The sequence below is a fragment of the Sphingobacterium suaedae genome (assembly GCF_042684625.1).
GTDB classification, from domain to species: domain Bacteria; phylum Bacteroidota; class Bacteroidia; order Sphingobacteriales; family Sphingobacteriaceae; genus Sphingobacterium; species Sphingobacterium suaedae.
The window spans coordinates 1,381,255-1,407,125 of the sequence record NZ_JBHULR010000003.1 but is presented as its reverse complement, the minus strand read 5'-3'; the positions used below and the strand labels follow the sequence as shown (position 1 = coordinate 1,407,125).

The 25,871-nt window shown below is 40.1% G+C and carries 20 protein-coding genes and 2 tRNA genes; 12 read left to right on the top strand and 10 right to left on the bottom strand.

What is annotated here, in order from left to right; translation table 11 throughout:
• The first annotated feature begins 52 nt into the window (after positions 1-52).
• Together ACFSR5_RS09690 and ACFSR5_RS09685 are read left to right on the top strand one after the other, a co-directional pair.
• Complete coding sequence (locus ACFSR5_RS09690; RefSeq protein WP_380903125.1) at positions 53-367, top strand: YbaB/EbfC family nucleoid-associated protein; 315 nt, start codon at positions 53-55, stop codon at positions 365-367.
• A gap of 12 nt (positions 368-379) precedes the next feature.
• Complete coding sequence (locus ACFSR5_RS09685; protein WP_380903123.1) at positions 380-1,063, top strand: metal-dependent hydrolase; 684 nt, start codon at positions 380-382, stop codon at positions 1,061-1,063.
• Positions 1,064-1,155: 92 nt separating this feature from the next.
• On the opposite strand, the gene ACFSR5_RS09680 is transcribed toward ACFSR5_RS09685, so the two are convergent.
• Both ACFSR5_RS09680 and ACFSR5_RS09675 read right to left on the bottom strand, forming a co-directional pair.
• Positions 1,156-2,013, bottom strand: coding sequence for an N-acetylglucosamine kinase (locus ACFSR5_RS09680; protein ID WP_380903121.1), 858 nt, complete (start codon positions 2,011-2,013; stop codon positions 1,156-1,158).
• Positions 2,014-2,249: 236 nt separating this feature from the next.
• Positions 2,250-3,974, bottom strand: a complete 1,725-nt coding sequence (locus ACFSR5_RS09675) for an MFS transporter (protein ID WP_380903119.1) — start codon at positions 3,972-3,974, stop codon at positions 2,250-2,252.
• A gap of 344 nt (positions 3,975-4,318) precedes the next feature.
• Here ACFSR5_RS09675 and rho point away from each other — a divergent pair, with 344 nt between their 5' ends.
• Positions 4,319-5,809 carry a transcription termination factor Rho gene (gene rho, locus ACFSR5_RS09670; protein ID WP_380903117.1) on the top strand — a complete coding sequence of 497 codons (1,491 nt, stop codon included), beginning with the start codon at positions 4,319-4,321 and terminating at the stop codon, positions 5,807-5,809.
• 61 nt (positions 5,810-5,870) lie between these two features.
• Complete coding sequence (gene pssA, locus ACFSR5_RS09665; protein ID WP_380903115.1) at positions 5,871-6,572, top strand: CDP-diacylglycerol--serine O-phosphatidyltransferase; 702 nt, start codon at positions 5,871-5,873, stop codon at positions 6,570-6,572.
• On the opposite strand, the gene ACFSR5_RS09660 is transcribed toward pssA, so the two are convergent.
• Together ACFSR5_RS09660 and folK are read right to left on the bottom strand one after the other, a co-directional pair.
• The gene (locus ACFSR5_RS09660; protein ID WP_380903113.1) at positions 6,547-6,903 is read right to left on the bottom strand and encodes an Hpt domain-containing protein; all 357 of its coding nucleotides are present in this window, start codon (positions 6,901-6,903) and stop codon (positions 6,547-6,549) included. The two genes, pssA and ACFSR5_RS09660, sit on opposite strands and share 26 nt — an antisense overlap.
• On the bottom strand, positions 6,887-7,390 hold the full coding sequence (gene folK / locus ACFSR5_RS09655; RefSeq protein ID WP_380903111.1) for a 2-amino-4-hydroxy-6-hydroxymethyldihydropteridine diphosphokinase: 504 nt from the start codon (positions 7,388-7,390) through the stop codon (positions 6,887-6,889). The genes ACFSR5_RS09660 and folK overlap by 17 nt, the downstream gene beginning before the upstream one ends.
• An 80-nt stretch (positions 7,391-7,470) precedes the next feature.
• On the opposite strand from folK, the gene sppA reads away from it, so the two are divergent.
• Both sppA and ACFSR5_RS09645 read left to right on the top strand, forming a co-directional pair.
• On the top strand, positions 7,471-9,237 hold the full coding sequence (gene sppA / locus ACFSR5_RS09650) for a signal peptide peptidase SppA (RefSeq protein WP_380903109.1): 1,767 nt from the start codon (positions 7,471-7,473) through the stop codon (positions 9,235-9,237).
• 274 nt (positions 9,238-9,511) lie between these two features.
• Positions 9,512-10,702, top strand: a complete 1,191-nt coding sequence (locus ACFSR5_RS09645) for a phosphoglycerate kinase (RefSeq protein ID WP_380903107.1) — start codon at positions 9,512-9,514, stop codon at positions 10,700-10,702.
• Between the two features lie 56 nt (positions 10,703-10,758).
• On the opposite strand, the gene ACFSR5_RS09640 is transcribed toward ACFSR5_RS09645, so the two are convergent.
• Positions 10,759-13,575, bottom strand: a complete 2,817-nt coding sequence (locus ACFSR5_RS09640) for a hypothetical protein (RefSeq protein ID WP_380903105.1) — start codon at positions 13,573-13,575, stop codon at positions 10,759-10,761.
• Between the two features lie 608 nt (positions 13,576-14,183).
• Between ACFSR5_RS09640 and mgtE the strand changes: the two genes are divergently transcribed.
• The 4 genes from mgtE to ACFSR5_RS09620 all read left to right on the top strand — a co-directional run bounded on the left by mgtE (position 14,184) and on the right by ACFSR5_RS09620 (position 17,009).
• Positions 14,184-15,557: a magnesium transporter gene (gene mgtE, locus ACFSR5_RS09635; RefSeq protein ID WP_380903103.1), complete on the top strand. Its 1,374-nt coding sequence runs from the start codon at positions 14,184-14,186 to the stop codon at positions 15,555-15,557.
• 113 nt (positions 15,558-15,670) lie between these two features.
• Positions 15,671-15,744, top strand: a tRNA-Asn gene (locus tag ACFSR5_RS09630).
• A 219-nt stretch (positions 15,745-15,963) separates the two neighbouring features.
• Positions 15,964-16,037, top strand: a tRNA-Asn gene (locus tag ACFSR5_RS09625).
• A 51-nt stretch (positions 16,038-16,088) separates the two neighbouring features.
• Positions 16,089-17,009, top strand: coding sequence for a PfkB family carbohydrate kinase (locus tag ACFSR5_RS09620; RefSeq protein WP_380903101.1), 921 nt, complete (start codon positions 16,089-16,091; stop codon positions 17,007-17,009).
• Here ACFSR5_RS09620 and ACFSR5_RS09615 read toward each other — a convergent pair.
• The 3 genes from ACFSR5_RS09615 to murB all read right to left on the bottom strand — a co-directional run bounded on the left by ACFSR5_RS09615 (position 16,999) and on the right by murB (position 19,074).
• The gene (locus ACFSR5_RS09615) at positions 16,999-17,262 is read right to left on the bottom strand and encodes a cytochrome b5 domain-containing protein (protein ID WP_380903099.1); all 264 of its coding nucleotides are present in this window, start codon (positions 17,260-17,262) and stop codon (positions 16,999-17,001) included. The two genes, ACFSR5_RS09620 and ACFSR5_RS09615, sit on opposite strands and share 11 nt — an antisense overlap.
• A 14-nt stretch (positions 17,263-17,276) precedes the next feature.
• The gene (locus tag ACFSR5_RS09610) at positions 17,277-17,789 is read right to left on the bottom strand and encodes a sigma-70 family RNA polymerase sigma factor (protein ID WP_380903097.1); all 513 of its coding nucleotides are present in this window, start codon (positions 17,787-17,789) and stop codon (positions 17,277-17,279) included.
• Positions 17,790-18,057: 268 nt separating this feature from the next.
• Complete coding sequence (gene murB / locus ACFSR5_RS09605; protein ID WP_380903095.1) at positions 18,058-19,074, bottom strand: UDP-N-acetylmuramate dehydrogenase; 1,017 nt, start codon at positions 19,072-19,074, stop codon at positions 18,058-18,060.
• Positions 19,075-19,175: 101 nt separating this feature from the next.
• On the opposite strand from murB, the gene ACFSR5_RS09600 reads away from it, so the two are divergent.
• Positions 19,176-19,787, top strand: a complete 612-nt coding sequence (locus ACFSR5_RS09600) for a TetR/AcrR family transcriptional regulator (RefSeq protein ID WP_380903093.1) — start codon at positions 19,176-19,178, stop codon at positions 19,785-19,787.
• Here the strand turns inward: ACFSR5_RS09600 and ACFSR5_RS09595 are convergent.
• Together ACFSR5_RS09595 and ACFSR5_RS09590 are read right to left on the bottom strand one after the other, a co-directional pair.
• Complete coding sequence (locus ACFSR5_RS09595) at positions 19,784-20,758, bottom strand: YpdA family putative bacillithiol disulfide reductase (RefSeq protein WP_380903091.1); 975 nt, start codon at positions 20,756-20,758, stop codon at positions 19,784-19,786. The two genes, ACFSR5_RS09600 and ACFSR5_RS09595, sit on opposite strands and share 4 nt — an antisense overlap.
• A 9-nt stretch (positions 20,759-20,767) precedes the next feature.
• Positions 20,768-22,939 carry an FUSC family protein gene (locus ACFSR5_RS09590; RefSeq protein ID WP_380903089.1) on the bottom strand — a complete coding sequence of 724 codons (2,172 nt, stop codon included), beginning with the start codon at positions 22,937-22,939 and terminating at the stop codon, positions 20,768-20,770.
• A 306-nt stretch (positions 22,940-23,245) separates the two neighbouring features.
• Between ACFSR5_RS09590 and ACFSR5_RS09585 the strand changes: the two genes are divergently transcribed.
• Positions 23,246-25,819, top strand: a complete 2,574-nt coding sequence (locus tag ACFSR5_RS09585; RefSeq protein ID WP_380903087.1) for a phosphoenolpyruvate carboxylase — start codon at positions 23,246-23,248, stop codon at positions 25,817-25,819.
• The last annotated feature ends 52 nt before the right edge of the window (positions 25,820-25,871 follow it).

The following is a 25,871-nucleotide window of genomic DNA, read 5'->3' as shown; positions in this document are numbered from 1 at the left end:
GATGTTGTCTAGGTGATATTTTGTAAATTGCAGCATAAAACGATAGTAGATTATGTTCGATAAATTATTTCAAGCCCAACAAAAGGCTGAAGAAGTAAAACGGCGTTTGGATAATATTTCTGTATCTGGCGAGGTGGAAGGGGGAAAAATCAGAATTGTTGTGTCCGCGAGTAAAGAAGTTCGTGAAGTAACAATTGATCCTGATTTCTATGCACAGGCTGAAAAAGAGGAAATAGAGGAACTTTTAGTGGTTGCGTTAAACAAAGCATTGTCTCAAGCCGAAACCGTCAGTCAATCAGAAATGCAAGCTGTATCCCAAGATCTTCTAGGAGGACTCGGCGCCTTTGGAAACTTGTTTAATAAATAAAAACACTAAATCATGACAGTTACATATTATGGACAGTCCTGCGTGCTGTTTGACTTTCAAGGATCACAGGTGCTATTAGATCCCTTTATTCGTTATAATACCTTGGCGAAGCATGTGGACATAGAAACACTCCATCCCGATTATATCTTTTTGAGTCACGCGCATCAAGACCATGTTGCCGATATGTCGGCTATTCAAAAAAATAGTGGAGCTACCGTTGCGGCTATTGTGGAAACAGCATCTTGGGTTAGGAAGCAAGGGGTACCTGAAGATAAGGTAATCGAATATAATTTTGGAGGTACACTGCACTTGCCATTTGGAAACGTAAAAATGGTGTATGCGTTGCACACTAGCAGTACGCCGGAAGGAGATTATGCGGGAGTTCCTGTGGGTTACGTGTTCTTTGTCGGTAACCTAAAGATTTACTTTGCCGGTGATACGGCGTTAACGATGGAAATGAAGTTGTTGGAAGATTTGGATTTGGATTGGGCATTTTTGCCGATCGGAGGACATTATACGATGGATGTAGACGATGCGATCAAAGCGGCTAAATTTGTCAATTGTACCCGTGTGGTGGGAATTCATTACGATACGTTTCCTCCTATAGCTATTGATAAGAAGGAAGCCCTTCGCAAATTCCGAGAGAATGGGCTGATTTTGCACTTACCTACTGTAGGGGAAGCATTATCGTTGTAGAATAGAAAGAGATCTTTGAATTACACGTCGATATTAAAATAGCCGCTAGATTGTAGAGGCTATTTTAATGATATTAAGAAGAGAAACTCTTTCTAGCTTTTAACCGTCCTATTAATATGAAATACAACCAGGTCATCGATGGGCGAACGTAATATTTTTCCAACTTTCATACCATACTGTTTGGCTTTATCTTCGAGTACATTTCGGAAGTTATAGCCCACAGATCCAATACAATTGAACGTATAATTTTGGTAGTCGGGATATTTACTGACCAAATTGTTGAAGAACGCTTCAAAGGCGTCGTCGACTATTTTTCGTGTATATTGTATGTTTACGTTGTTATCGTAAACAAATTTGCTAAAGCTAGCGCAAAAGCGGTTTGCCAGAGGTTTTGTATAGACATTGTCCATAATTTCATCCGGGGTTAACTTATACGTTTCGAAAAAAGACTGTGCGACATCCGCCGGCATAAGGCCGCGAATAAAATCTGTTAGCAGTTTTTTTCCAATATAGCTACCACTTCCTTCGTCCCCGAGAATATACGCTGCGGAGTCAATATTATGTGTTATTTCTTGTCCATCATAAATGCAAGTATTTGTACCTGTACCTAGGATGGCTGCGAAACCGATTTGATCGCCCAGTAATGCACGTGCCGCAGCGAGTAGGTCATGTCCAACTTCCACCTTTGCATTGGGAAATACTTTTTGCATAGCTCTCTCTACGATCTGTGCTTTTTCGCTATTGTGAACCCCGGCTCCATAATAATTTACTTCAGAAACTTTCTCAAATGGTAAGTCTCCAGGTAAACCTTTCTTTAAAGAATTAACAATGTATTCACTATCGACAAAGTAAGGGTTGTATCCTTCGGTATTGAAGTATATTTTTTTATTTGAATCATCCAACAAACACCAGTTTGTTTTTGTTGATCCTCCGTCCGCAATGATAATCATTATAGATTTGGTTTTATTGTGTTATTTTTTTAGTGTTATGCTAATTCTTTGTGTCATTATCTGTTCGAAAATACATTTTTCTGTTCAAAAACACGAATAATAACCTTCAAAAAATAATCTTGAAATGACGAATAAACGGTTTTAAATTACAAAAAGTGCCCTCATAGTATCGCTAGGGCACTTTTTGTAATTGTAATTTTTTATGACACTTAGTGTATTTTGTACAATATCATAGTTTAGTGACTTCCTTCTGCTTCAATTTCATCGATGTTTATTCCTTGCTTTTTAAGGAAGGTCCTAACGATGACCGCGAAGAAAATAATATAGCAAAAGCCAACCAGTGGTAGGAGATAGGAGTTATGTATACCAATGATATCAGCCAGTTTTCCTTGAAGCGGTGGAATAATGGCTCCGCCGAGAATCATCATCACTAAAAATGCAGATCCCTGCTCGGTATATTTACCAAGCCCAACAATGGATAGGCTAAAAATAGACCCCCACATGATCGAACAGGCTAGACCGCCAGTCAAAAACGCGTATATGGCTACGATGCCAGACGACAATAAGCCAACAACCATAGCCACTAAACCCAATGTCCCGAAAATTATCAGTGTACGGGCTGGCTTTTCCTTACTTAAAAAGAATGAAACGATTTGGATAACCACACAGATGATAAAAAACAAAAGATGAGTCATATCAAAACCAGCTAAGCTGTTGACACCTATAATAATAAAAAACGCTACCAACGGAACAATAATCAGTAACACTTGTCTCGTGCTTTTCGAAAACTGGAATGCACTTATTGCCCCGGCCCACCGCCCGATCATCATTCCTCCCCAATAGATTGAAACATAAGGTGTGATCTCGGAAGACTGTAAACTGCCAAACTCCGGAAGAGTCAGAAGTTCGCCCAAATTACTTCCTATGGCCACCTCAACACCGACGTAAATAAAGAGTGCCAGCATTCCTAAAACCAGCTGCGGATACCTCATGGCTCCCCAACCTGCTGGATTCTTTGTGGCTCGTGTATATGCAAATAATAATCCACAGATGACTGATAAAAGTGCGCCTAATAACCATGCCATACGTTCGATCTCTAACGGATGGATCAACTCTTTAATTTGTTTTTTTATACCTGCAATAGACTGCGCATCGGTAAGCGTTGTCAGTTTGTCTTCCAAAGCGTTTATTTGTAAAGCAGTGTCGCTTTTATAACTTAGGAAAACAGGAACAAACATCAATAATAGTAAAATAGTCATAACAATCAACGTATTCTTCGCTTTGTTAGCCGATTCCATCGGCTCGTTATTGATGCCTGCCGGGACCTTTTTAGAGAAATGGAACAGCCCTGCAGCAAGGATGAATAACATACCCACGATGATGTATAGATATATAACCTTGTTCAACGGAAGATTTGCTATTTCGCTATTGGAAATAGGTTCAAACGTTCCAAATAATGCAAATCCGATCACCAGGGGGCCGATGGTAGTTCCGAAAGAATTGATGGCACCACCCAGATTCACGCGGGACGCTCCAGTCTTGGGGTCTCCTAATAAAACGGCGAACGGATTGGCTGCCGTTTGTTGTAGCGAAAATCCCAAGGCGACAATAAACAGGCCGAAAAGCATGCCGATATAGATGTTAACTTCTACGGCGACAATCATTGCCGCAGCGCCTAGTGCAGAGAAGAGCAGACCATAAATAATACTCCGTTTGTAACCCCATTTACCAACGAGATCTTTACCAGAAACCGTACTGAAAATAAATAAAAGTAATGCGCCGATATAATATGCACTATAGAATGCGAAATCAATCAGCTGAGATTGAAATTGATCTAGTTGAAAATAATTCTTACAGAAGGGGATAAACACGCTGTTTCCTGCAGCAATAAAACCCCAAAAGAAGAAAACAACCACCAGGGTGTATAAAGCCGGGTAATTGGTAGACTGGTTTTCTTTCATATACGATAAAACGTTTTAGTTTTGAAATTTAAACATACGAAGAATAAACACAAATCTAAAAAAAATATAAAGTTAGGTGTGCTTTAAAACAATTTTTATAAAACTTCGTTATGGTAGTATCTATTGCAGAGAAAAAATATTTTACAAATTTTCTTTGAATATACAAATGTTATATTATTTTTGTGCCGATTCTCAAATTTATCCATGGGATGTTTAAATATCTTAATATTTAAGTTCACCCGTATACATATTTTAGTTGTATTGCTAGTAGTGGCATATACTAACATATAGATTGGATGGATTCAATAAAGCAATAAAATCCTATATCTCATAATAAAAAGTTAATGGATATTAATGAACTAAATACCAAGCTCGTGTCAGAGTTGCGCGAGATTGCAAAAGTATTAGGCATCGCTGATGTCGATAAACTACGCAAGCAAGAACTGATTGATCGCATTACCATCATCGCAAAGCAGTCTATTCAAGAGGAAGAAAAACGAGTTGATCATGTGGAGGATGCAACTGCAGAAAGACCTAGAAAGCGTGTTCGAACGCTCAAAACAGAGCCTGTCGCCGTCACAAAAAGAGCGCCAGTAGCCGATGATGAAAAATCAGAAAGTCAACCGGCAACTGATCTTTTCAGTGCTCCAAGCCCAACAGGCGATCAAACCACAACCCCAGCGAAAGCAGAATCTTCCAATCCAGTACTACCGACAGATTTCGATAATGTAATTGTAAACGAAGGCGTTCTTGAAATTATGCCCGATGGCTATGGTTTTTTACGTTCGTCAGACTATAACTATCTAACATCGCCAGACGATATTTATGTTTCTCAGTCACAAATTAAGTTATTCGGACTGAAAACAGGTGACAATGTGCGAGGCTGCATTCGCCCGCCGAAAGAAGGTGAAAAGTATTTTCCGTTGGTACGTGTAGAGGCCATCAATGGACAGAATCCGGCCGAAATCCGGGATCGAGTCCCATTCGATTACCTGACACCATTATTTCCCGATGAAAAATTGAACTTGGATTTGGGAATGGGCAACCATTCTACGCGGATCATGGATCTATTTACGCCAATAGGAAAAGGACAGCGTGGTCTTATAGTTGCTCAGCCGAAAACTGGTAAGACAAATTTGTTGAAAGAAGTAGCAAATGCAATTGCTAAAAATCACCCTGAGGTATATTTGATTATTTTGCTTATTGATGAGCGTCCTGAAGAGGTAACTGATATGGCTAGAAATGTACGTGCTGAAGTGATTTCATCGACTTTTGATGAGCCGGCAGAGCGACACGTGAAAATAGCAAATATTGTGTTGGAAAAGGCGAAGCGTATGGTTGAATGTGGGCATGACGTGGTGATTTTACTTGATTCTATAACGCGTCTAGCGCGTGCGTATAACACAGTAGCTCCTGCTTCTGGTAAAATCTTATCGGGTGGTGTTGATGCGAACGCATTGCATAAACCAAAGCGTTTCTTTGGAGCAGCTCGTAATATTGAAAATGGAGGTTCATTGACCATTTTGGCTACCGCATTGACAGATACCGGTTCGAAAATGGATGATGTTATTTTTGAAGAATTCAAAGGTACCGGCAACATGGAACTACAATTGGATCGTAAGCTTGCTAACAAACGAATTTTCCCTGCGATTGATCTGACAGCTTCCAGTACGCGTCGGGATGATCTGTTAGTTGACCGTGATATCCTTCAACGTATGTGGGTGTTACGTAACCACTTGTCGGATATGAATTCTACAGAAGCTATGGAGTTCCTTTTGACACAAATGCGTGGAACGAAATCAAATGAAGAGTTTTTAATTAGTATGAATAGCTAATCTGTTCGATTTTTGATATTTTTAAGCCATCTTTTTCTGAAGAGATGGCTAATTTTTTTATATGAAGAAGCATATTCCCAATACGTTAACGTGTCTTAATCTTTTTTTTGGATGCCTAGCTGTTCTTTTCTCACTCGAAAATCAGTATGATAAGGTTTTTTATTGTGTTTTGTTTTCGGGTATATTTGATTTCTTCGATGGTATGTTGGCCAGGGCATTAGATGTTAAATCCATTATTGGTAAAGAGTTAGACTCTTTGGCTGATATGGTTAGTTTTGGCTTTGTACCGGGAACTATTTTTTATATGTTACTACAGGAAACGACGACGTCAATCTATATTCCGTACTTTGGGTTTTTATTGACGATTTTCTCTGCTATTCGGTTGGCTAAATTTAACGTGGACAAAAGACAGACGTCGGATTTTATTGGCTTGAACACGCCGATGACTACCTTCTTTGTTGTTTCATTGCCTTTTATAACAACATCGGGCGCTCCTTGGATTACCCAGTTGTCCGTTTTACTGCCTTTGATCGCTCTACTTAGCTATTTGTTGGTTTCAGAAATACGATTTTTTAGTATGAAATTGTCATCGCTCGGCTGGAAACCTAATCGATTTAAGTACGTGTTTTTGTTAATCAGCGCAGCTTTGATTGTTTTGTTGAAATTCACTGCTTTACCATTTATTCTGGTAGGTTACATTTTCTTTTCCTGGTTACATTTTAGGGCTGAAAAGAGGCTTAAAAACAAGATCGATACGCAGTGATTTCATCCAGAAGAACGTAGATCTCTTGCTCAATGATTAAGAAATCTGCACGAATTTCAGCAAGATCAATTTGATCCTTCCCAGCGGATTCCAGTTGCTGGAATTTGACACGCAACGGTATAGCACCAATGTACTCCATGGTGGGTTTAATATGATGCGCTTTATTGGCAATATCGTTATGGTTACCTTGTTGGACGGCTTTTTTCAATTCCTGTAGATCTACTGGAATCTGTACGAGATAAAGCTCTAAAAATTGCTTAATCATCTCGCTATTTTGCATTAAGTTCTCTTGTATCCTTGCTGGATTAATTAAATTATAGTGTTTCGTCATTTTCGTTGATATATAGCGAGACCGCTAAGGGATCCTCGCACGACTCCAGCAAATCCGTATTGGTCCGGCCGAGTCCCGGGTGTACAAAATTTGGAGCGATTTCCTGTAACGGAACGAGTGCAAATTTTCTGTCTGGTAGATAAGGATGAGGAACAATGAGCCGTTCGTGGTTAATGTTTTCCTCATTAAAATATAAGATGTCTATGTCAATTACTCTGGCGCCCCATTTTGTCAACCGTACGCGCCCTAGATCATGTTCGATTTTTTGGATGCTATCTAAGACGTCTATAGCGTCAAGTTTTGTGGATACCATGAGTACTTGATTTAGAAACATGGGCTGGTCTGTAACTCCCCAAGCTTCTGATCGATAGATAGCGGAATGTATTTCTATTTTACCGACGCGCAATACGATCTCACCGGCAGCTTTGGCTAGCTGTTTCACTGGATTTCCGAGATTGGCACCCAACAGAAGAAATACCCTATTCATGGATTAAAGATAGCGGATATTGTTTAAATTTCGAATTCTTCGTCAGAAACATTTAAATTAGGCTTCTAAAATAGCATCATATGAAGTCTTTTTTTAAATATGTTTTAGCAACCGTAACCGGTATCGGTATTGTTGTCGTCATTTTATTTATCGTGCTTATCGGTATTGTTAGCAGTGCTATCAACCAACTTGGGTCCAGTTCTGAAAATTTAGTCTCGGCGAATTCCGTTCTATACATTTCATTGAACCACATGATTCCAGAGCGTACGAGTACTAGCCCGTTAGATGGTCTACATGTTCCAGGGTATGGAGAGATGAAATCCTTAGGCCTGAATGATATTCTATCACGCATTGCCGCAGCCAAGGAGGATGATCGCATAAAGGGGATTTACTTAAATCCGACCTATGTAAATACAGGGATGGCTAGTTTAAAGCAAATTCGCGAAGCTTTGTTGGACTTCAAGAAATCCGGTAAGTTCGTTGTATCTTACAGTGATATGTACACGCAAAAGGCATTTTATATTGCTTCTGTCGCGGATAAGATATACATAAATCCGGAAGGCTCTTTGGAGTTTAAAGGGCTGTCCGCTTCGGTTACCTTTTTGAAAGAAGCTTTGGATAAATTAGGTGTGGAGATGCAAGTGGTTAAAGTAGGTACTTACAAATCGGCAGTAGAGCCGTTTTTGCTCAATGAAATGAGCTCTGCCAATCGAGAACAAATGAATTCTTATTTACAAAGTATGTATCGCGCTTTGTTGACTGATATATCTGCAAGTCGAAAGATTTCCATTGACTCATTGCATCAGATAGCTGACGCCTATCGAATACGCAATGCAGACGACGCACTGCGATTTAAATTTGTTGATGGAAAACTCTATAAAGATGAATTGCTAACTATGCTTAAAAAACAATTAGGTGTAGCGGAAAAGAAAGAGCTGTCTTCCATATCTTTATTAGATTATACAGGTAATGGACAAACGAAGACTGCAGGGGCACGCATAGCTGTCTTATATGCGGTGGGTGATATAGTAGATGGCGAGGGAACAGATGAAAATGTGGGGGGAGACCGGATTTCAAGGGAGTTACGGAAACTCCGTCGTGATGATCGTGTCAAAGCAGTTGTGCTTCGCGTCAATTCTCCCGGAGGATCTGCGCTGGCATCTGATGTTATAGCACGTGAAGTAGCGTTGACAAAAAAAGCAAAACCTATCGTGGTATCGATGGGGGACTACGCCGCATCGGGAGGGTATTATATTTCTGCATTAGCCGATTCAATATTTGCAGAGCAAGAAACGCTAACCGGTTCGATAGGCGTTTTTGGGTTGATACCTAATTTCCAAGATTTGCTCAATACAAAGTTGGGCATTCACATCGATGAAGTCCAAACAGGAAAATTTGCCGATTTAATGAGTTCTCCCGATCGTCCGCTATCGGAAGAAGAGCGGGCGATTATTCAGGTTGAGGTGAATAGGGTGTATCAAACTTTCATGGGCAAGGTTGCCGAAGGTCGCCAAATGTCCATGCAGAACGTGGATAGTATCGGACAGGGAAGGGTTTGGACGGGCAAACAAGCTCTTGAATTAGGGTTAATCGATGGCGTCGGTGGGTTACAACGTGCAGTGGCTGCTGCGGCTAGGAAAGCGAACTTGACCGAATATAGAATTGTAAACTATCCGACGATTAAAGACCCGTTTTCCAGTTTATTAGGATCGTCCAAGGAAAAAATAAAAGCATGGGTGCTGGAGGATGAACTGGCGGAGTATAGACAATATATAGACCAGCTTCGTACAGTCGCTAGGGTATCCGGCGTCCAGGCTCGATTACCGTATACGGTAGAAATCAGATAAGAACGACCTAGGACAAAATGAGGCCACTGAAAGCTATCCATTAAAAAAGGGGGTATGAATTTTTATTCATACCCCCTTTTTCCTTTGTCTATTGTAAGCTTTATTTACAGATAATCAAATAATCGATTCTCAAAGGAGATAGTATGTGCTTTCCGCCTTTTTTGTGTTCTCATTTTGCAAGAAGACTTTTTCAGTGCCTTCGACGAAAATTCCACTCTTTTTTTTATATTTATAAGCTGAATGGTAGTCGGTCAACTTAAATTTAAAAGTATATATGAAAACAATTGATGATTTGAATTTCTCGGGTAGGAAAGCAGTGGTTCGCGTAGACTTTAACGTGCCTTTGGATGAGAACTTCAATATAACGGATGATAATCGCATACAGGGCGCTGCGCCTACTATAAAAAAGATCTTAACGGATGGTGGGGCCGTTGTTCTCATGTCACATTTAGGACGGCCGAAAGAAGGCCCTACGGATAAATATTCGCTAAAGCATATCGTTGAGCATGTTTCGTCTGTACTGGGCGTGAATGTTCAGTTCGCATCAGATTGCATCGGGGCAGAAGCGGTAGAAAAAAGTAACGGTTTGCGAGCTGGAGAGGTACTCCTATTGGAAAACCTTCGTTTTCACAAAGAAGAGGAAAAAGGAGATGTTGCTTTTGCCGAAAAGTTGGCAAAGCTTGGCGATGTTTATGTAAACGATGCTTTTGGAACAGCGCACCGTGCGCATGCTTCTACGGCAGTTATCGCGCGGTTCTTTCCTGCCAACAAGTATGCTGGATATTTAATGGCTGCAGAGATCAATAATGCTGTGAAGGTACTGAACAACCCAGATAGGCCTTTTACGGCTATTATGGGGGGAGCCAAAGTTTCTGATAAAATAGAATTGATTGAAGCACTTTTAGATAAAGTAGACAATTTAATCATCGGCGGCGGTATGGCTTACACGTTCGTCAAGGCACAGGGTGGTGAGATTGGAAAGTCGTTAGTGGAATTGGATAAACTTGATTTGGCTAATGAATTAATGAAGAAAGCGGATGATAAGGGAGTTAATCTGGTTCTTCCAACGGATGCGCAAATCGCTGACAATTTTTCTAACGATGCTAATACTTACGATGGTCCAAACAACGAGATCCCTGCCGACAAAGAAGGATTGGATATTGGGCCGGTATCTTCTTCCCATTTTGCAGAAGTGATTGGAGCATCAAACACATTGCTTTGGAACGGGCCCATGGGCGTTTTCGAATTCGACACTTTCGCAAAGGGTACAAAGGCCGTTGCAGACGCTGTTGTTGCAGCAACAGAAAGAGGTGCTTTTTCTCTGATCGGGGGCGGAGATTCAGCGGCGGCCGTATCAAAATTCGGTATGACAGAACATGTCAGCTACGTGAGTACTGGCGGAGGAGCACTGTTAGAGTATATGGAGGGAAAAGTACTTCCAGGTGTACAAGCTTTAAACGACTAGTTATAATTTTTATAAAGAAAGCCCTGGTGAGTCAGGGCTTTCTTGTTAATACGAATTTAATACGAATAGCTTAAACCAAAGGTGGGCACAATTGTTTGTGTCGATGAACGATCGTTTATATACGTCAATTTAGCGGCAACATTAATGTCTGGCAGTACATAGCGGAAGACATGGAAGTCGGTCGAGAGACCTATGCCGAGGCTTTTTGGTGCTGTATCATTCCAAACGTTTTGGAAATCCGAAAATAATAGAGCCTGAAATCGTTTAATATAAGCTATGGAACCTATGCTCCAGTCCGGATAAAACAATGGAAACCGATAAGTGGCCATGGCTGTATTGTGTACGATTGGCGATTTAAAATGTCCCCATCCGGAAACTAAGGGGATATCATATACTCCATTATACCTTCCATTCCCTTTCTGTGCTGCAAATCGAATCTGTAGACTGTGGTTTCTCCATAGACCGGGGAAATAGAAATTCGTCCGTATAGAAAATAGCTGCCCATTTATTGTTCGCTCAAACGGAAGATGCCTAAACGTGACGCTAAAGTTTTGTCCCCAACGCGGTGCGAGGTCCATTTTGCTCCGCATACTGTTTCTATTGAAATAAATTTGGTAGTTTAACGGGAAAGCGATGGCTTCATGGAAGTTTTTGAGCTGCACACTCAGATTATACCGTCGGTTGTACGACGTTCCGGCATTTAAACCATAACTGTAAACAATATTTCGTCGGTAAATAGATAGAGGGATCGAGACGTCAAACGTGGCGAGGTGATCGCGATAATCAAACATGACAACTTCGTCGGGTTTCGTGCTGCTAACTGCATTTCCGACTAGCCCGCGATTTGCATACCGAGCGGTAAAGATAGGGAGATATTTTCGATAGGACACTTCTGCGGAATAAATGCTTTTTGCAATGTCCGGATCGAATTCGTAACCTAATTTTAATTGCGTCGTGTTTAAAACATCATTCGATAGCCAAAATATACCGGGGATGTAGTTGTCGAAGCTTTCGAAATTTGTGCTGCTGATGGAGAGACTGTGGAAGTTAATCATATGTGCGGTAGCGTTATACCGAGAAACGATCATTTCACTCGTGTCCGAAAGAGGGGTAGAAATATCCGTTGTATCCATAGCATCTAGTGTAGGCTGTATATACCAATTACGTGAAGCAGCCGATTTAGGATCAAAAGTTCGTATTGCTTGTTTGGCTAATTTATATCCATTATATCGATAGGTGTTGAACAAGATCGAATCACCTACTGCTAACGATGGATTAAAAGCTCCGAATTCAGCAGAAGTAATTTGAGTTATTTCGCCTTCGTTCGATACTTGGTAAATATTATCGATTCCATCGAAATGAGCTTTGAAGAGAATTGTGTTGCCGTAATACATTGGACGTTCTATCTGTTGATTGCTCCATGTTAAACGTATGGCATGCGTCTTTGTAGGTAGATCGAATTCGACGAGGTTTGTCCCTCGTGGAGAAACGGCGATTGCGATTATTTTGTCGCCAGAAGCATTAAATTTAGGCTGTTGTATGTGTGTATGTTCGGGGATCGGAATACTATCCAATATGAATCCCGTTTTTGCGTTCAATATGCGTAATTTTGTTTCACCGGTCTTGGTTACTTCAACGACGGCAATTTCGTTGCGGGTAGGATGTAAAACAGGAGAATAGTAGCGCGTATTTTTTGTCAACGTCCGGACGCGTTTCGTGGTTAAGTTATATACATTGATCACATTGTAAGTCTGCTTCCCAAACCGGGCGTCTTTCCTAAATTCATCCCACACGATTTCATCTCCACGTAGATGAAAATATGGAGCAAGTTGAAGTCCGGTTTTAGCAACTGGCGTTGCTGAACCCATGCTATCTAATCTTATTATTTTATTGACGGAAGTAGGGGAAGACCTGATGCAGAAAATTGTTTGATTTGGACCTTCTTGGGGTAATAAAAAGTCGGCTGGATATTGGCTTTTCGGTGTTTTTATATCTATGTGGTTGGAATAATTATTCTGTTCTTGAACCCATTTCGCACTCAATTCTGACATGGTTTCTTTAAATAAAGCAGACGGTCTCATTCCTATGACTTGCTTTACGGCTCGCTGGAAATTAAATGGTCTAAGTAGTTTTGTCCGCATTTCTTCCATAATTTTTTCATGACTTTCTATCCCATAATGGTTCGTCATATAAGTGTTCATCAGAAAACCAATGGTATAGTGCGACGGGACGTTGTCTTTAAAAGAGCCCAGTACATACTTGTTGAAGCTGTATGATTTTCCGCTCAGTAAATTCGCGCGGACGGGCATTTCCCAAGACGGAAGCCGTCCTCGTCCGCCGGCGCTATGCACTGTTTCGATTTGAACCGCATCGCCTTCGAAATACCAAGCTGGCAGATTTAAGGCATATAGAGCTAGGGCTAGTTGTTCAAAAAATGGTGCTTTTATTCGGCCTGTCAATTTGTCAAATTGCGCAACATGACGTAGTTCGTGCAGTGCTAGATTGGGAAGCCATTCTTGATTGTCTGCGACGGAGGACGGGATGGGATAGAACTCGGATTTGCGTGGAGCGAGTTGTACGTAGCCATTCTGACTAAGATGATTTCCCTGAAGGATTAACGTGATTTTCTTAGGGGAAATAGAAAGACTGTTACTGCTTTTTTCACGGATACTTGGTAATTGCGTCACAAGCCGTTTGGCCGAATTTTCGAATGTAGAGGGATAAATAACCCGATAAAATTCTGTTTCTATTTGTTTCCATCTTATTGACGATGAAGCTTGTTCGTTATCTACAATTTGGCTCAATGCGATGTTTAAATTAAAATATAATATTAATGCAATTAATGTCTTGATATACAATATTTTATGAGTCATATTATTTTTTAGTTCGCGAGTTTGCTAATATTGTTAGTTATTTGCTTGTATTAGATGCTTAGTTATTATTTATATAATTGTTTTTAAGTTCTGATTATTAGTATATTAAATTTAATATATTGCTTGTGTATTTATTTTGTTTTTTAGCTTTGTTGCTTGTTTTATGTCTTTTGGTAGGTCAGGTTTTAAACTTGGGCAACGCCCGTCATCCTCAATTGCAAGATACTTAAAAAAAGGTGATTTTTTAGGTGTGTTGAGCTAATCGCTTTTCTATGACATATGTTACTAACCTATTGCCAACATAACCGCTCGGTCTTCTGCTAGCGTTAATCAATCATGGATACGAAAGTGGTATTGCCTGTTTTACATTCATAAAAAGTTCGGCTGAAAAATTTTGAAGAAAAGTCCGGCACAAGTACATCTGAATTTTTTTTGTTGGCATGTCATTATGACATGATTTTTATGTGGCGTATCAAACAGTTCACGAACGGTTTTGTTTATTTTTACTAGTGGCGAAGTACTAAAAAAGTATTAGTTATTTCCAACTAAAAAGTCGACTTTTGCTGCAAACAACAAAGTACCGATGTAGGATTAAAATAAAAAGCGCTATGGAAGAATTAGAAATGCGGGTGGAGCTCGTGGAGAAATGGATAGAGTCTGGCGAAATCTCCGAGCTTCAGGATTTTCTGAATGAGCAGAACATTTCCGATGTGGAAGAACTTATTGATGAGCTTCCTGAACATGCTGCGCTTTTTATAGAAACGTTAAATATAAATCGAGCGGTCCATGTTTTTAGTATTTTAGACTTTCCGACCCAAGAAAGGATCTTTAAAAAACTATCAGCAGGAAAAGTTAGAGAACTTATTAATGAGATGCCTCCTGATGATCGTACTTCATTTTTTAGTGAATTAAAAGGTGATGTTGTAAAACATCTGATCATCATGCTTTCTCCAGAAGAACGTAAGGAAGCTTTGTCGTTACTGGGATACCCAGAAGATAGCGTTGGTCGTTTGATGACACCGGATTATATAACCGTAAAACCACACTGGAATATTACGCGGATTCTAGATCATATCAGACGATATGGAAATGCATCCGAAACGATCGATGTGTTGTATGTGATTGACGGGGAAGGGCGTCTGATGGATGATATTCGGATACGCGATATCCTGATTTCTGACCCCGAAACGAGGGTTGAGGCTTTGATTGATAATAGGTTGATTTCGCTTCATGCAAACGATCCCCAAGAAGATGCCGTAAATATTTTCCGGATGAATAATCGGGTTGCTTTACCTGTTGTCGATGAGCAGGGGATCATGTTGGGTATCGTTACGATAGATGATATCCTTTGGGTCGCCAACGAAGAGTATACAGAGGATATGCAGCGAATAGGAGGGACGGAGGCACTAGATGAACCGTATTTGGACGTTTCGATCTTTCATTTAGTAAAGAAACGAGGGGGCTGGTTGATTGTGCTTTTTCTCGGGCAGCTATTGACGGTTATTGTCCTCAAGCATTACGAAGATAAGTTGACGACAATCTTAGTACTACTCATGCCAGTTATTATGTCGAGCGGTGGTAATAGCGGATCTCAGGCATCGACGTTAATTATTCAAGCGATGGCTATGGGGGAGGTCACGCTAAGGGATTGGTGGTTGGTTATGCGTCGGGAAATACTTTCCGGTCTGTTCCTCGGTCTTATTCTGGGGACCTTAGGGTTCTGTCGTATTTCGGTCGATCAAGCATTTACGGGTGGATATGGTGATGCCTGGGCTTTGTATGGACTTGCGATTGCGTTCTCATTAGTTGGCGTAGTGCTATGGGGATCCCTTGTTGGTGCTATGCTGCCCTTCTTGCTCCGCAAATTGGGGGCAGACCCCGCCAGCTCATCCGCGCCTTTTGTTTCCACGCTAGTAGATGTCACAGGCTTGATAATATATTTTACTATTTCTACCCTAGTTTTAAGCGGGGTGCTTCTTTAAAAAAAATACGTTGGACGTGAGCGAGTTGTGTTTTTGTTGACGAAATTATTTGCAGACCTCATCAAAACTTCCGATACTTGCATCACGGAAACGGACATAACGTCTCAGAATACTCCTGAATAGCTCAGCAGGTTAGAGCATCTGACTGTTAATCAGAGGGTCGCTGGTTCGAGCCCAGCTTCAGGAGCAAATCCCACTCAATTGAGTGGGATTTTTTTGCGTGTATAAAGCTTAACCATTTTGGTGGGGCCGCCCGATAGTTTGTTTTGGCTTCGGGAAGAACATGGTAAAATGTGCAAAACCTAATCATTGCGATTGTTTTTTACTTTTTTTTTGATAATTCTGTCAGAAGTTCTATCTTTGTATCACTTTAGAAAAAGGGTCATTCTTTTGATAAAGTCGCGATTCCTGAATAGCTCAGCAGGTTAGAGCATCTGACTGTTAATCAGAGGGTCGCTGGTTCGAGCCCAGCTTCAGGAGCAACTATTTGACCGGCTAATAAGCCGGTTTTTTTTTGTATAAATTAACAATATGAGTTTAGTAATAGTTGGTACTGTTGCTTTCGATGCTATCGAAACACCTTTTGGCAAGACGGACAAAATCGTAGGAGGAGCTGCTACATTTGCCGGGTTGGCTGCTTCCTATTTGTACGACCGCGTAAAACTTATTAGTGTGATAGGAGAGGATTTTGGAGATGATAATCTAAATATTCTCCAATCTCATGGTATAGACGTGGAAGGTGTAGAGGTAATTTCTGGAGGTAAGTCGTTTTTTTGGTCAGGAAAATACCACAACGACATGAACAGTCGCGACACGTTGGTTACTGAGTTAAATGTATTGGCGGATTTTGATCCAAAAATTCCTGCGTCGTATCAGGACTGCGAATATCTTTTGCTCGGAAATTTAACTCCACAAGTGCAATTGGATACCTTGAACCGACTGCAAACCAAACCAAAATTGGTTGTGCTAGATACGATGAACTTTTGGATGGATGTCGCTTTAGACGACTTGAAAGCTGTTCTTAAACGAGTAGACGTATTAACTATCAATGATGCAGAAGCCCGTCAATTGTCTGGAGAATACTCATTAGTAAAAGCTGCGCAAGTTATACTGAAAATGGGACCAAAATATTTGATTATTAAGAAAGGAGAGCATGGTGCATTGCTGTTTGGAGAGGATCAAATATTTTCAGCGCCGGCATTACCGCTGGCAGACGTCTTTGATCCTACAGGTGCGGGAGACGCTTTTGCTGGCGGTTTTATTGGATATTTGGCAAAGGTTAAGTCAATTAACTTTACCAACATGAAAAATGCAATCATTTACGGATCGGCGCTAGCTTCTTATTGTGTCGAAAAATTTGGTACGGAACAATTGCAACATCTATCTCTGGACGAAATTAAGGGACGGATACAGCAATTTATTGCACTGGCCAAATTTGAGATTAGCGAGTAAGGCTAATCTCAATTAGTTTTCCCACAACGTTAAAGCGGAGGAACACCTGCTCATTATGCGGAGCTTCAGCTAGTTCGCTTGTTAAATCCTGTCCAGCCCAATGTTCGTAGTGTGTTCCTTTTTTCCATAAGCGGCTTTCAGTGACGTCGTAGATTAACCCTCGAAAAGCAACCCATATTTCCGGCTTATCTTGTCCATTTCTTAAGGCTAACTGCGATTTCGAGTAAGAGGGAAGATGTCTGATGTTGTCCACTCTCAAATATACTTTTAATAGCCGAATTTATAGGCATTTAACGTTTTCTTCATCGCTTTTCTCGCAACATGTATGCGCGTCTTGACAGTTCCAATAGGTATGTTTAGATATTCAGATATTTCGTGGTACTTATATCCCTCAAAATACATCGTAAAAGGCACATAATAGTCTTCAGATAAGCTAGATAATGCTTGGTTGATATCCTCCATCACAAATTTGTTTTCACCGACGTTGCTTGTTGCAGATACTACCAAATTGGCGCTTGTTATTTCTTCTTCTTTTGTTATAAAGGAATTTGTCTTTACGACTCGTCGATAATTGTTAATAAAGGTGTTCTTCATAATCGTGTAAAGCCATCCTTTGAGGTTGGTGCCGTCTTTAAAATTTTTAAAATACGTTACCGCTTTCAAAAGTGTATCCTGTACTAAATCATTTGCGTCATCCTGATCTCTAGTGAAATTTCTCGCGTACGTTTTCAATGAATCAGCTTGTTGGATTACTAACGTGTTGAATTCTAATTTGTTCATACTAGATTGGATTAAAAGTTTACAATACAAGGCTTTGACGAAGTCTTTGCGATGTTTTTGTGTAGTTCATTTTGAATGAAATACGGTTACAATACAAAACGTACAAATGGCGTGCTAAACTTTTTGTTTTGGGTTAAGTCTAAATGAAACTATGGTTAATAGTCTGTTAAACACAGCCGAAGACAAGGGTAACAACCCGTTATATGTCAGTAAGATAGGAATAGTGTTTTTTAGCTGACATGCTAAATTCACAAGTGTGGAAAACTTTTTATAGGATATTCACTTCTCTTTCTAAAGTAATGCCAAATTTGTTGTAAACATCGTTTATTATTTTGGACGATACAGTATATATTTCTGAACCTGTTGCTTCGCCTAGATTAGTTATGACTAATGCTTGGCTTTTCCACACAGCTACATTTCCTTCGATTTTTCCCTTCCACCCGCAAGCTTCGATTAGCCATCCTGCTGCAATCTTAACGGAGTTAGTATCTACGGGATATGATACGACACCTGGGTAATCCGTTTGTAGTTTTTCGAATTGTCCGGTAAAGATTATTGGATTTTTAAAGAAACTTCCAGCGTTGCCTATTACAGACGGATCGGGAAGTTTTTCTACTCGAATGTGCGAAACAGCTTCAGCGACGTCCTTTATTGTAGGGGAAACAATACCTTTACGTCTCAGCTCTTCGTTGATGGCGCCATAAGATGTATTCACTTGTTGATGTAGATGCAGTTTATATGTTACAGATGTAATAATATAACGCCCCTTATGGATCGATTTAAAAATACTGTCACGATACGTGAATTTACAGTCTGGGTTACGAAAAGTAGTAAATATGCCAGTTAGAGTATCGAATGCTTGGCATGAATAAAAAATGTCCATGAGCTCTGTTCCATAAGCACCAATATTTTGTATGGGAGAGGCGCCGACAGTGCCTGGGATTAACGCCATATTTTCCACTCCTGGAAATCCTCGTTCGATACAGTACCATACGAAGTCATTCCATACCTCTCCCGCTTTAGCCGTAACATATATGAAATTTCCATCAATAAAATGGGTAATCCCTTTATTGTTCATGTGTACAATTAACCCCGGGTAGTCTTGCGTAAATAAAACATTGCTACCCCCCCCAAGGATAAAGAATTGCTGGAAAAATTTTCCATCTTCATACAATGCGGAAATTTGATTCTCGTCTGCAATTTCGATGAATTCCTGACAGGATACATCAATGCCAAAGGTGTTGAAAGATCGTAAGGAAACGTCCTGCTGTATTTTCTCCGTCATTTTTCTATTGACCAATTCTTTTAAAAATTCAAAAAAAGAATTAACTTTATAATATTGCGGTAAATATACTATAATGCCTATTATTTAAGGAATAAAAAATCATGTCTAAAAATGTAGATATAAAACGAGCAAAGATTTTGGAAGTTGCAAAACGTCGTTTTGCCCATTTTGGAATGGCAAAAACAACAATGGCAGAAATAGCGAAAGACCTGTCATTTTCTAAGGCCTTGCTTTATTATTACTTTCCTGATAAACATAGCCTATATACGGCAGTTTTGGAATATGTTATCAATGAAATGATTAGCAAAGTCGACCAGTATGTCAGCAAAGCTTCGAGTGTTGAGAAAGCGATACTGTATGCTATAGAAAGCCGTATGGAAATTATGCGTGAAAATTATAACTTGTTTGAATATTCTTCTTCTCTTTTTATGCAGAATCCCGGCGAAATGGGAAGAAGTTTGGGGCCTTTTTTTGATCGAGTACGTGATCAATTCAGTAGGATATTGGATATTGGTGTGAAAAATGGCGAGATCCAAGTCGATGAGTTGGATGAAACCGCAGAACTGTTATTATTTTCCTTGATGGGAATGCGTACCGGTATTTTGAGTAAAGATTGTAATGATTGTCTTTTTCCTACACCGGATGAATTTGAATTAATTCTGTCTAAGCAAAAGAAAATGGTTCGAATTTTCTTACGTGGCCTGCGTGCTTAATGAAGTCTTTTCGTTTGTATGTCTGCGATAATAAGCTCGGCGTGAATTCTTGAATTCTCGATAAACCATAGGTGCGTATTTAATCCCCCACAGACAACTCCTGCAAGATATAGGTTTTCGACATTGGTTTCCATTGTATCGGGATTGTGTATTGGTATTCGTGGAGCAATATCGGGAACGGTAATACCGAGTTGTTTCAAGAATTCGAAATTGGGCTGGTAGCCTGTCAATGCAAGAACAAAGTCGTTTGGAACAGTTCGAAGGCCGTCGGGAGACTTAATAACGACTTGGCTATCTTCAATTTTTTCGACGGTGCTATTATAGAATACATCAATTTCCCCGGAAGCAATCCTGTTTTCTATGTCTGGCTTTACCCAGTATTTAACGCGTGGGCTTATTTCTGGTCCCCGGACTACCATGGTCACGTGAGCGCCCTTTCGATATGTTTCCAACGCAGCATCTACAGAAGAATTGCTCGCGCCAACAACTAATACACGTTGGTTGGCATAGTAGTGAGGGTCGTCGTAATAGTGAACAACCTTTGGCAACTCCTCTCCGGGGATATTTAATAACAAGGGGACATCATAGAATCCGGTCGCGACAATAATTGACTTGGCAAAGTACGAATGTTTGGTTGACGTTGCCCGGAATACGGCGTTTTCTTTACGGACATCAATAACTTCCTCAAACAAGTGAGTATTAAGTTTGAACTTGTTGTTTATACGGCGATAGTACTCTAAAGCTTCTGCGCGTTTCGGTTTCGGAAGGGACGTGACAAAGGGAGTATCACCGATCTCTAATCGTTCTGACGAAGAGAAAAATGTCATATTGATCGGGTAATTAAAAAGCGAATTGACGAGGCAACCTTTTTCTAGAATGATATGGGACAGTCCTGCTTTTTGCGCTTCAATGCCTGACGCTAGACCGATAGGCCCAGCTCCGATTATTAATACGTCAAATACGTTATTCATTTAATATTCCTACTTTTCCAACGTTTCAAATTCGTGTACACGGTTGGTTAACTCTTGCGTGACACGGTGTAAATCTCCCGAAATTTTAACCAAAAACTGTAATTGTTCTGTAATTAATTTGCTTTCTTCACCTCTATCCAATATATCATGTAATTCGGGAAAATCCTCATGCGCTTTGAAGTCCGCAGTTGTGTTTTGGGATAAAGGGAGTAGAGCGATAGCTTTTTCAAGCTCGGAAAGCATGCGTTTCAAGAGCTTAACGTGTTCCTTGTCGAACACATCTTTGTCCGCTTGATTGACCTGCGTTAATAAGTTGGCTGAAAAAGAAGACTGTATATGGCTTAGTATGACGAATCTATTTACTTCCTTGGTATACTTTTGTCTCCATTTTGGTTCTGTCAACATACGTTGGAACGTGGAGCCCATATTGGCCGAAGTAATATACACCTCTTTTCTTGCTAGTTTGTAAGCAGTGATTGTTAATTGTTTACCTGATAGAATTTGTATGGCTTGGGCAACATAATTATAGTTAGCGATCAAGAGCGAACGCATATTATCTTTGAATTGTGTGCTTTCCCAGTTTGGAAAAATCACATAGCTAGACAAGAACGCAATCATTCCACCTAAGAATGTGTCCAACATGCGTTCCTTTGCCATTTCCAAGGTATTCATACCATGGAAACTGAGCATAATTAATACATAGGGAGTCATAAACATAACCGCGACAATATAGTTTACACGGAAAAAGCTATATGCGGTTAGGAAAAAGAAGATTAATAACACGAACCGTATGGAAGCATCGTGAATGGTGAAAACGATTAATGCACCGACAACTCCCCCTATGATTGTTCCTATCAACCGTTGTACATTGCGTTCTTTTGTGAGACCAAAACCTGGCTTTAAAATGACCATGATCGTCAATAATGTCCAATAGATTCCGTTGGGATTGAAGTTCATGAGGCTAAGGGTAAGATAGGTCCCGGCGAGCACAATGGACATACGCAAAGCATGTCGAAATACAGACGACTCAAGGCTTAAATTGCTTCTGAACTTTTTCCAGTCGATCTGATCGCGTGTGATAAACTGCGATGCCGAATCTATTTCTTCTCTCGGAATGTCTGATAATTTTGACGAACTATACGCATATATGTTCTCTAAATATTTTATAATCCCACGAATGTTGATGATAATTTTTTTTAAGGGGATCGTATTGATTTGTTGTTTGTCGATCTTTTCAACGGCAGCGCGAAGTCGCTCAATGTCGTGATCGAACTTATAAATCGGCTTTGGCATTTTGTTCGCGTTGATAGCGTAGGCCATGTTGTCCATTTCTGCCGTTAATTTAAGTAACACGTGTTTGAAAGGCATTAATACACCATATTGCGCATAGCTTGATTTGATCGCATAATAATCATATTGTGTGGTCATGCTTTGCTCGAAAAGGTCAACGATATCCGAAAAGATTAATGTCAGAAATCGGCCAATCTTCGTCGTGTCTTTTATAGAGCGCTTACTTTGAAAGAGAATGTCACGAACCATCTCTTGGTGTTTATGCACCTCGATTTGTTTATCGATTAACTTGAGGTAGTTGGCGTCAATATCGATTTTTGGATCATAAAAATTAGCTTTCAATCGAATATAATCTGCTACATGTCGTATCGATTCAGATAATTCTTGCTGTGCGATCCGGTAGGGGCGTATTTGAATAATGGACATACTTATAATCATGTACCAAGAGCCTCCAATTGCGATATACAGAAGGTATAACCATTTTTCCGTATCTACCAATTCGTGATGTACATTAAAGAGCATCATAAGTGTACACATAGATCCCACAGTTGCCGCTCGTGCATTGAATATAGCGAACATGGCGAAGACAAAACTTAGGGTCGCAACAACGATGGTCGTTAAAGGAACTGAATAGTTGACATGAACGATAATAATATAGGTGAGCATGCACAGAAGAGCCGTAGATAACATGCCCAGCCGTCTATGAGATGGAGCCCCTGGGGTATCCGAGAGACCGACGAGCAACGCTCCCAGGGATACTAGTGTTCCCACACTTAAATATCCAAAGTAAGCACATACTATCACCGGTACAATACAGCCCAAAGTTATTTTTAGACCTTCGGAAAAATATTGTCCATAAAAAAAATTGCTTATTTCCTTTGCTCTCTCCATGCAGCTTGACGTTCAGTTCGTGTTAAATATATAAAAAGAAATGCTTTATAGGAGGGTCCAAGTTAGTAAATGCGGGTTAGTGGGATGACATTGCTTGGTGGTATATACGCCTGTTATTTAGCACGGCGAAAATGCGCTCTAAAGGTGAGTTGAAAGTTTTACGATTTATTTTGAATTTTTGATAAAATTGAGCTCAATTTAATGTATGCTTTGTATAAAAAAGTTGTTTTTATTGTAATTATTGAATAATTTAGGGCGGTTCGAAAATTTGATGGTTCGAATCTATGTTATTCCTTAATTTTAAACATGAAGATAAGTCAAAAACAATCCGTCTTTCACAATGAAGTATTAACACGCTTTGATTTGTACAAAAGTTTGTTTCTAACACTTCCTTTCCAGCGTGTAAAACATACGGGAACCATTCTTCCTTTCTTTTCTACGCACTGTGAGAAGGGGGTTGACGAACATTTAGCCCCAGAAGATATTATCGAAAGTTTTTTTGGACAGTATGAGCAGTACGTTCAGGAGGAGGATCGCATTGATTTTCTATTTCGAATTGTTCAGTATATCGAACGACAGGTCGTATTGTTTGATGCGGTAGAAGATTCTGCTTTTCAAACTGTTGGACACACGGACGAGTCTGGTATACTTCAAGGGCTATTCCAGCGTGCCAATGATAATCCCGAATTGAAGAAGAAAATAGTTAATAAGTTGCGGGATTTTTCTGTACGTTTGGTGTTAACTGCTCATCCTACTCAATTTTATCCCGGGCCGGTATTGGCAATAATAAACGATTTGATCGATGCGCTCAAGCGTAACGATGTGTCCAATATTCAACTTTTGTTGCAACAGCTTGGCAAGACTCCTTTTATTAATAAGCAAAAGCCAACACCAGTAGATGAAGCAGCTAGTTTAGCCTGGTTTTTAGAAAATGTATTTTATAAGGTAGCTTCTGGGATTCAATCGAAAATAGATCAGGAAATGGAAGTGCCGATCGAAGAAGTAAAACAGCTGATTGAATTGGGATTTTGGCCGGGTGGTGATCGAGACGGTAATCCGAATGTGACTGCCGAAAGCACGAAGAAAGTGGCTAATATGTTGCGTACTATTTTATTTCGGTGTTATTATCGTGATTTCAGGATCGTTAAGCGAAGGATAACGTTCCGGGGAACGGAGAAAAACCTGGATTTGTTGCAAGACTTGTTCTATGAAAATAGTTTTAATCCGAAAGATAATCCCACAGACGATACCGCCATTATTTTGGAAAATTTAAATGCCGTAAAGGATGTGCTTAATAACCAACATGATGGTTTGTTTGTTGAGTTAGTTGAAGATCTTATTCGTAAAGTTACCACATTTGGATGTTATTTTACGACGCTTGATATCCGGCAAGACAGTAGTATTCTGCGACAAACGTTCAACTATCTTGTAGAACGTCATCCGGAAACGAACCTTAATCTCGTACAAATCCAACATTCAGAAGAAGAAAAAGAAAAGCAGATTCCGTTTACAGAATATGCACTGGGATATGATGAAGATGCTGATAAGTTGGTCATAGACACATTACAAGTCATCGATTTGTTGAAAGATATTCAAAGATCCGGTAGTGAACGTGCTGCTCAGCGCTTCATCATCAGTAACTGCCAACAAGCATCGGATATTTTAGGCCTTATGCAGTTGTTTCTCTGGAGTGGTTGGAAACAGGATGGTTTGACCATAGACTTTGTTCCTCTTTTCGAAACGGTGGACGATCTATCTCGTGCGGCCGATGTTATGCGCACGCTTTATTCGCACAAAACCTATGCCGCGCATATCAAACGTAGAGGAAATAAACAAACCATCATGCTAGGTTTTTCGGACAGCACCAAAGACGGAGGATATTTGATGGCCAATTGGTCTATATATAAAGCTAAAATTGAGCTTACGGCAATAGCACGGGAATATGATGTGGATTTGGTGTTTTTTGACGGACGTGGAGGTCCGCCTGCTCGAGGCGGAGGGAAAACACAACGTTTTTATGCATCAATGGGTAAAGAAATTGCAAATGAGCATATACAATTGACAATTCAGGGGCAGACGATCAGCAGCCAATATGGTTCGCCAGAAACTGCGCAATATAATATAGAGCAATTATTGCAGGCCGGAATCATTTCGGAGATACAGCAACGGGAAGGAGATACATTGACGGCTAAGCAAAAAGAGGTGATTGATCAAATGGCTCATGAGAGCCACAGAAAGTTTTTAGCGCTACGAAAACATCCATTGTTTTTGAAATATTTGGAGACATTGAGCCCGCTGAAGCAACTTTCTGATGTAAATATTAGCAGTAGGCCTGTAAAACGTAATTCCGGAAAAGAATTACGCCTTGAAGATTTGCGTGCGATTAGCTTCGTAACATCTTGGAGTCAATTAAAACAAAATATTCCGGGGTTCTACGGGGTGGGAACATCATTACAGTGGGCCGAAGAAAACAATCTTTGGTCCTATGTTAAAAATCTGTACGAAAGTTCCGGTATGTTCAAGACCATTATCGATAATTGCATGATGTCAATGACGAAATCCAATTTTGACATCACCTCTTATATGCAGTACGATGCCACATTTGGAGAGTTTTGGATGATGCTTCGTGACGAGTATGAATTAACGAAAAAATATATCCTGAAATTGAGTAATTCATCCATGCTGATGGAAGACTATCCAATAGAACGTGCGTCCATCTTAGCCCGGGAGAAGATCGTATTGCCCCTTCTAACGATTCAACACTATGCCATTCGTACGTTGCTTAATAAGAAACTCTCTGAGGATAAGGAAGCAATTTACAGAAAATTGATTGCACGAACTATTTACGGCGTCGTCAATGCAGGACGTAATTTAGCATAGATCCAGTAAGTTGTTTATTTTAACGGGTAAATGGATATTTTTTTTATTTTTG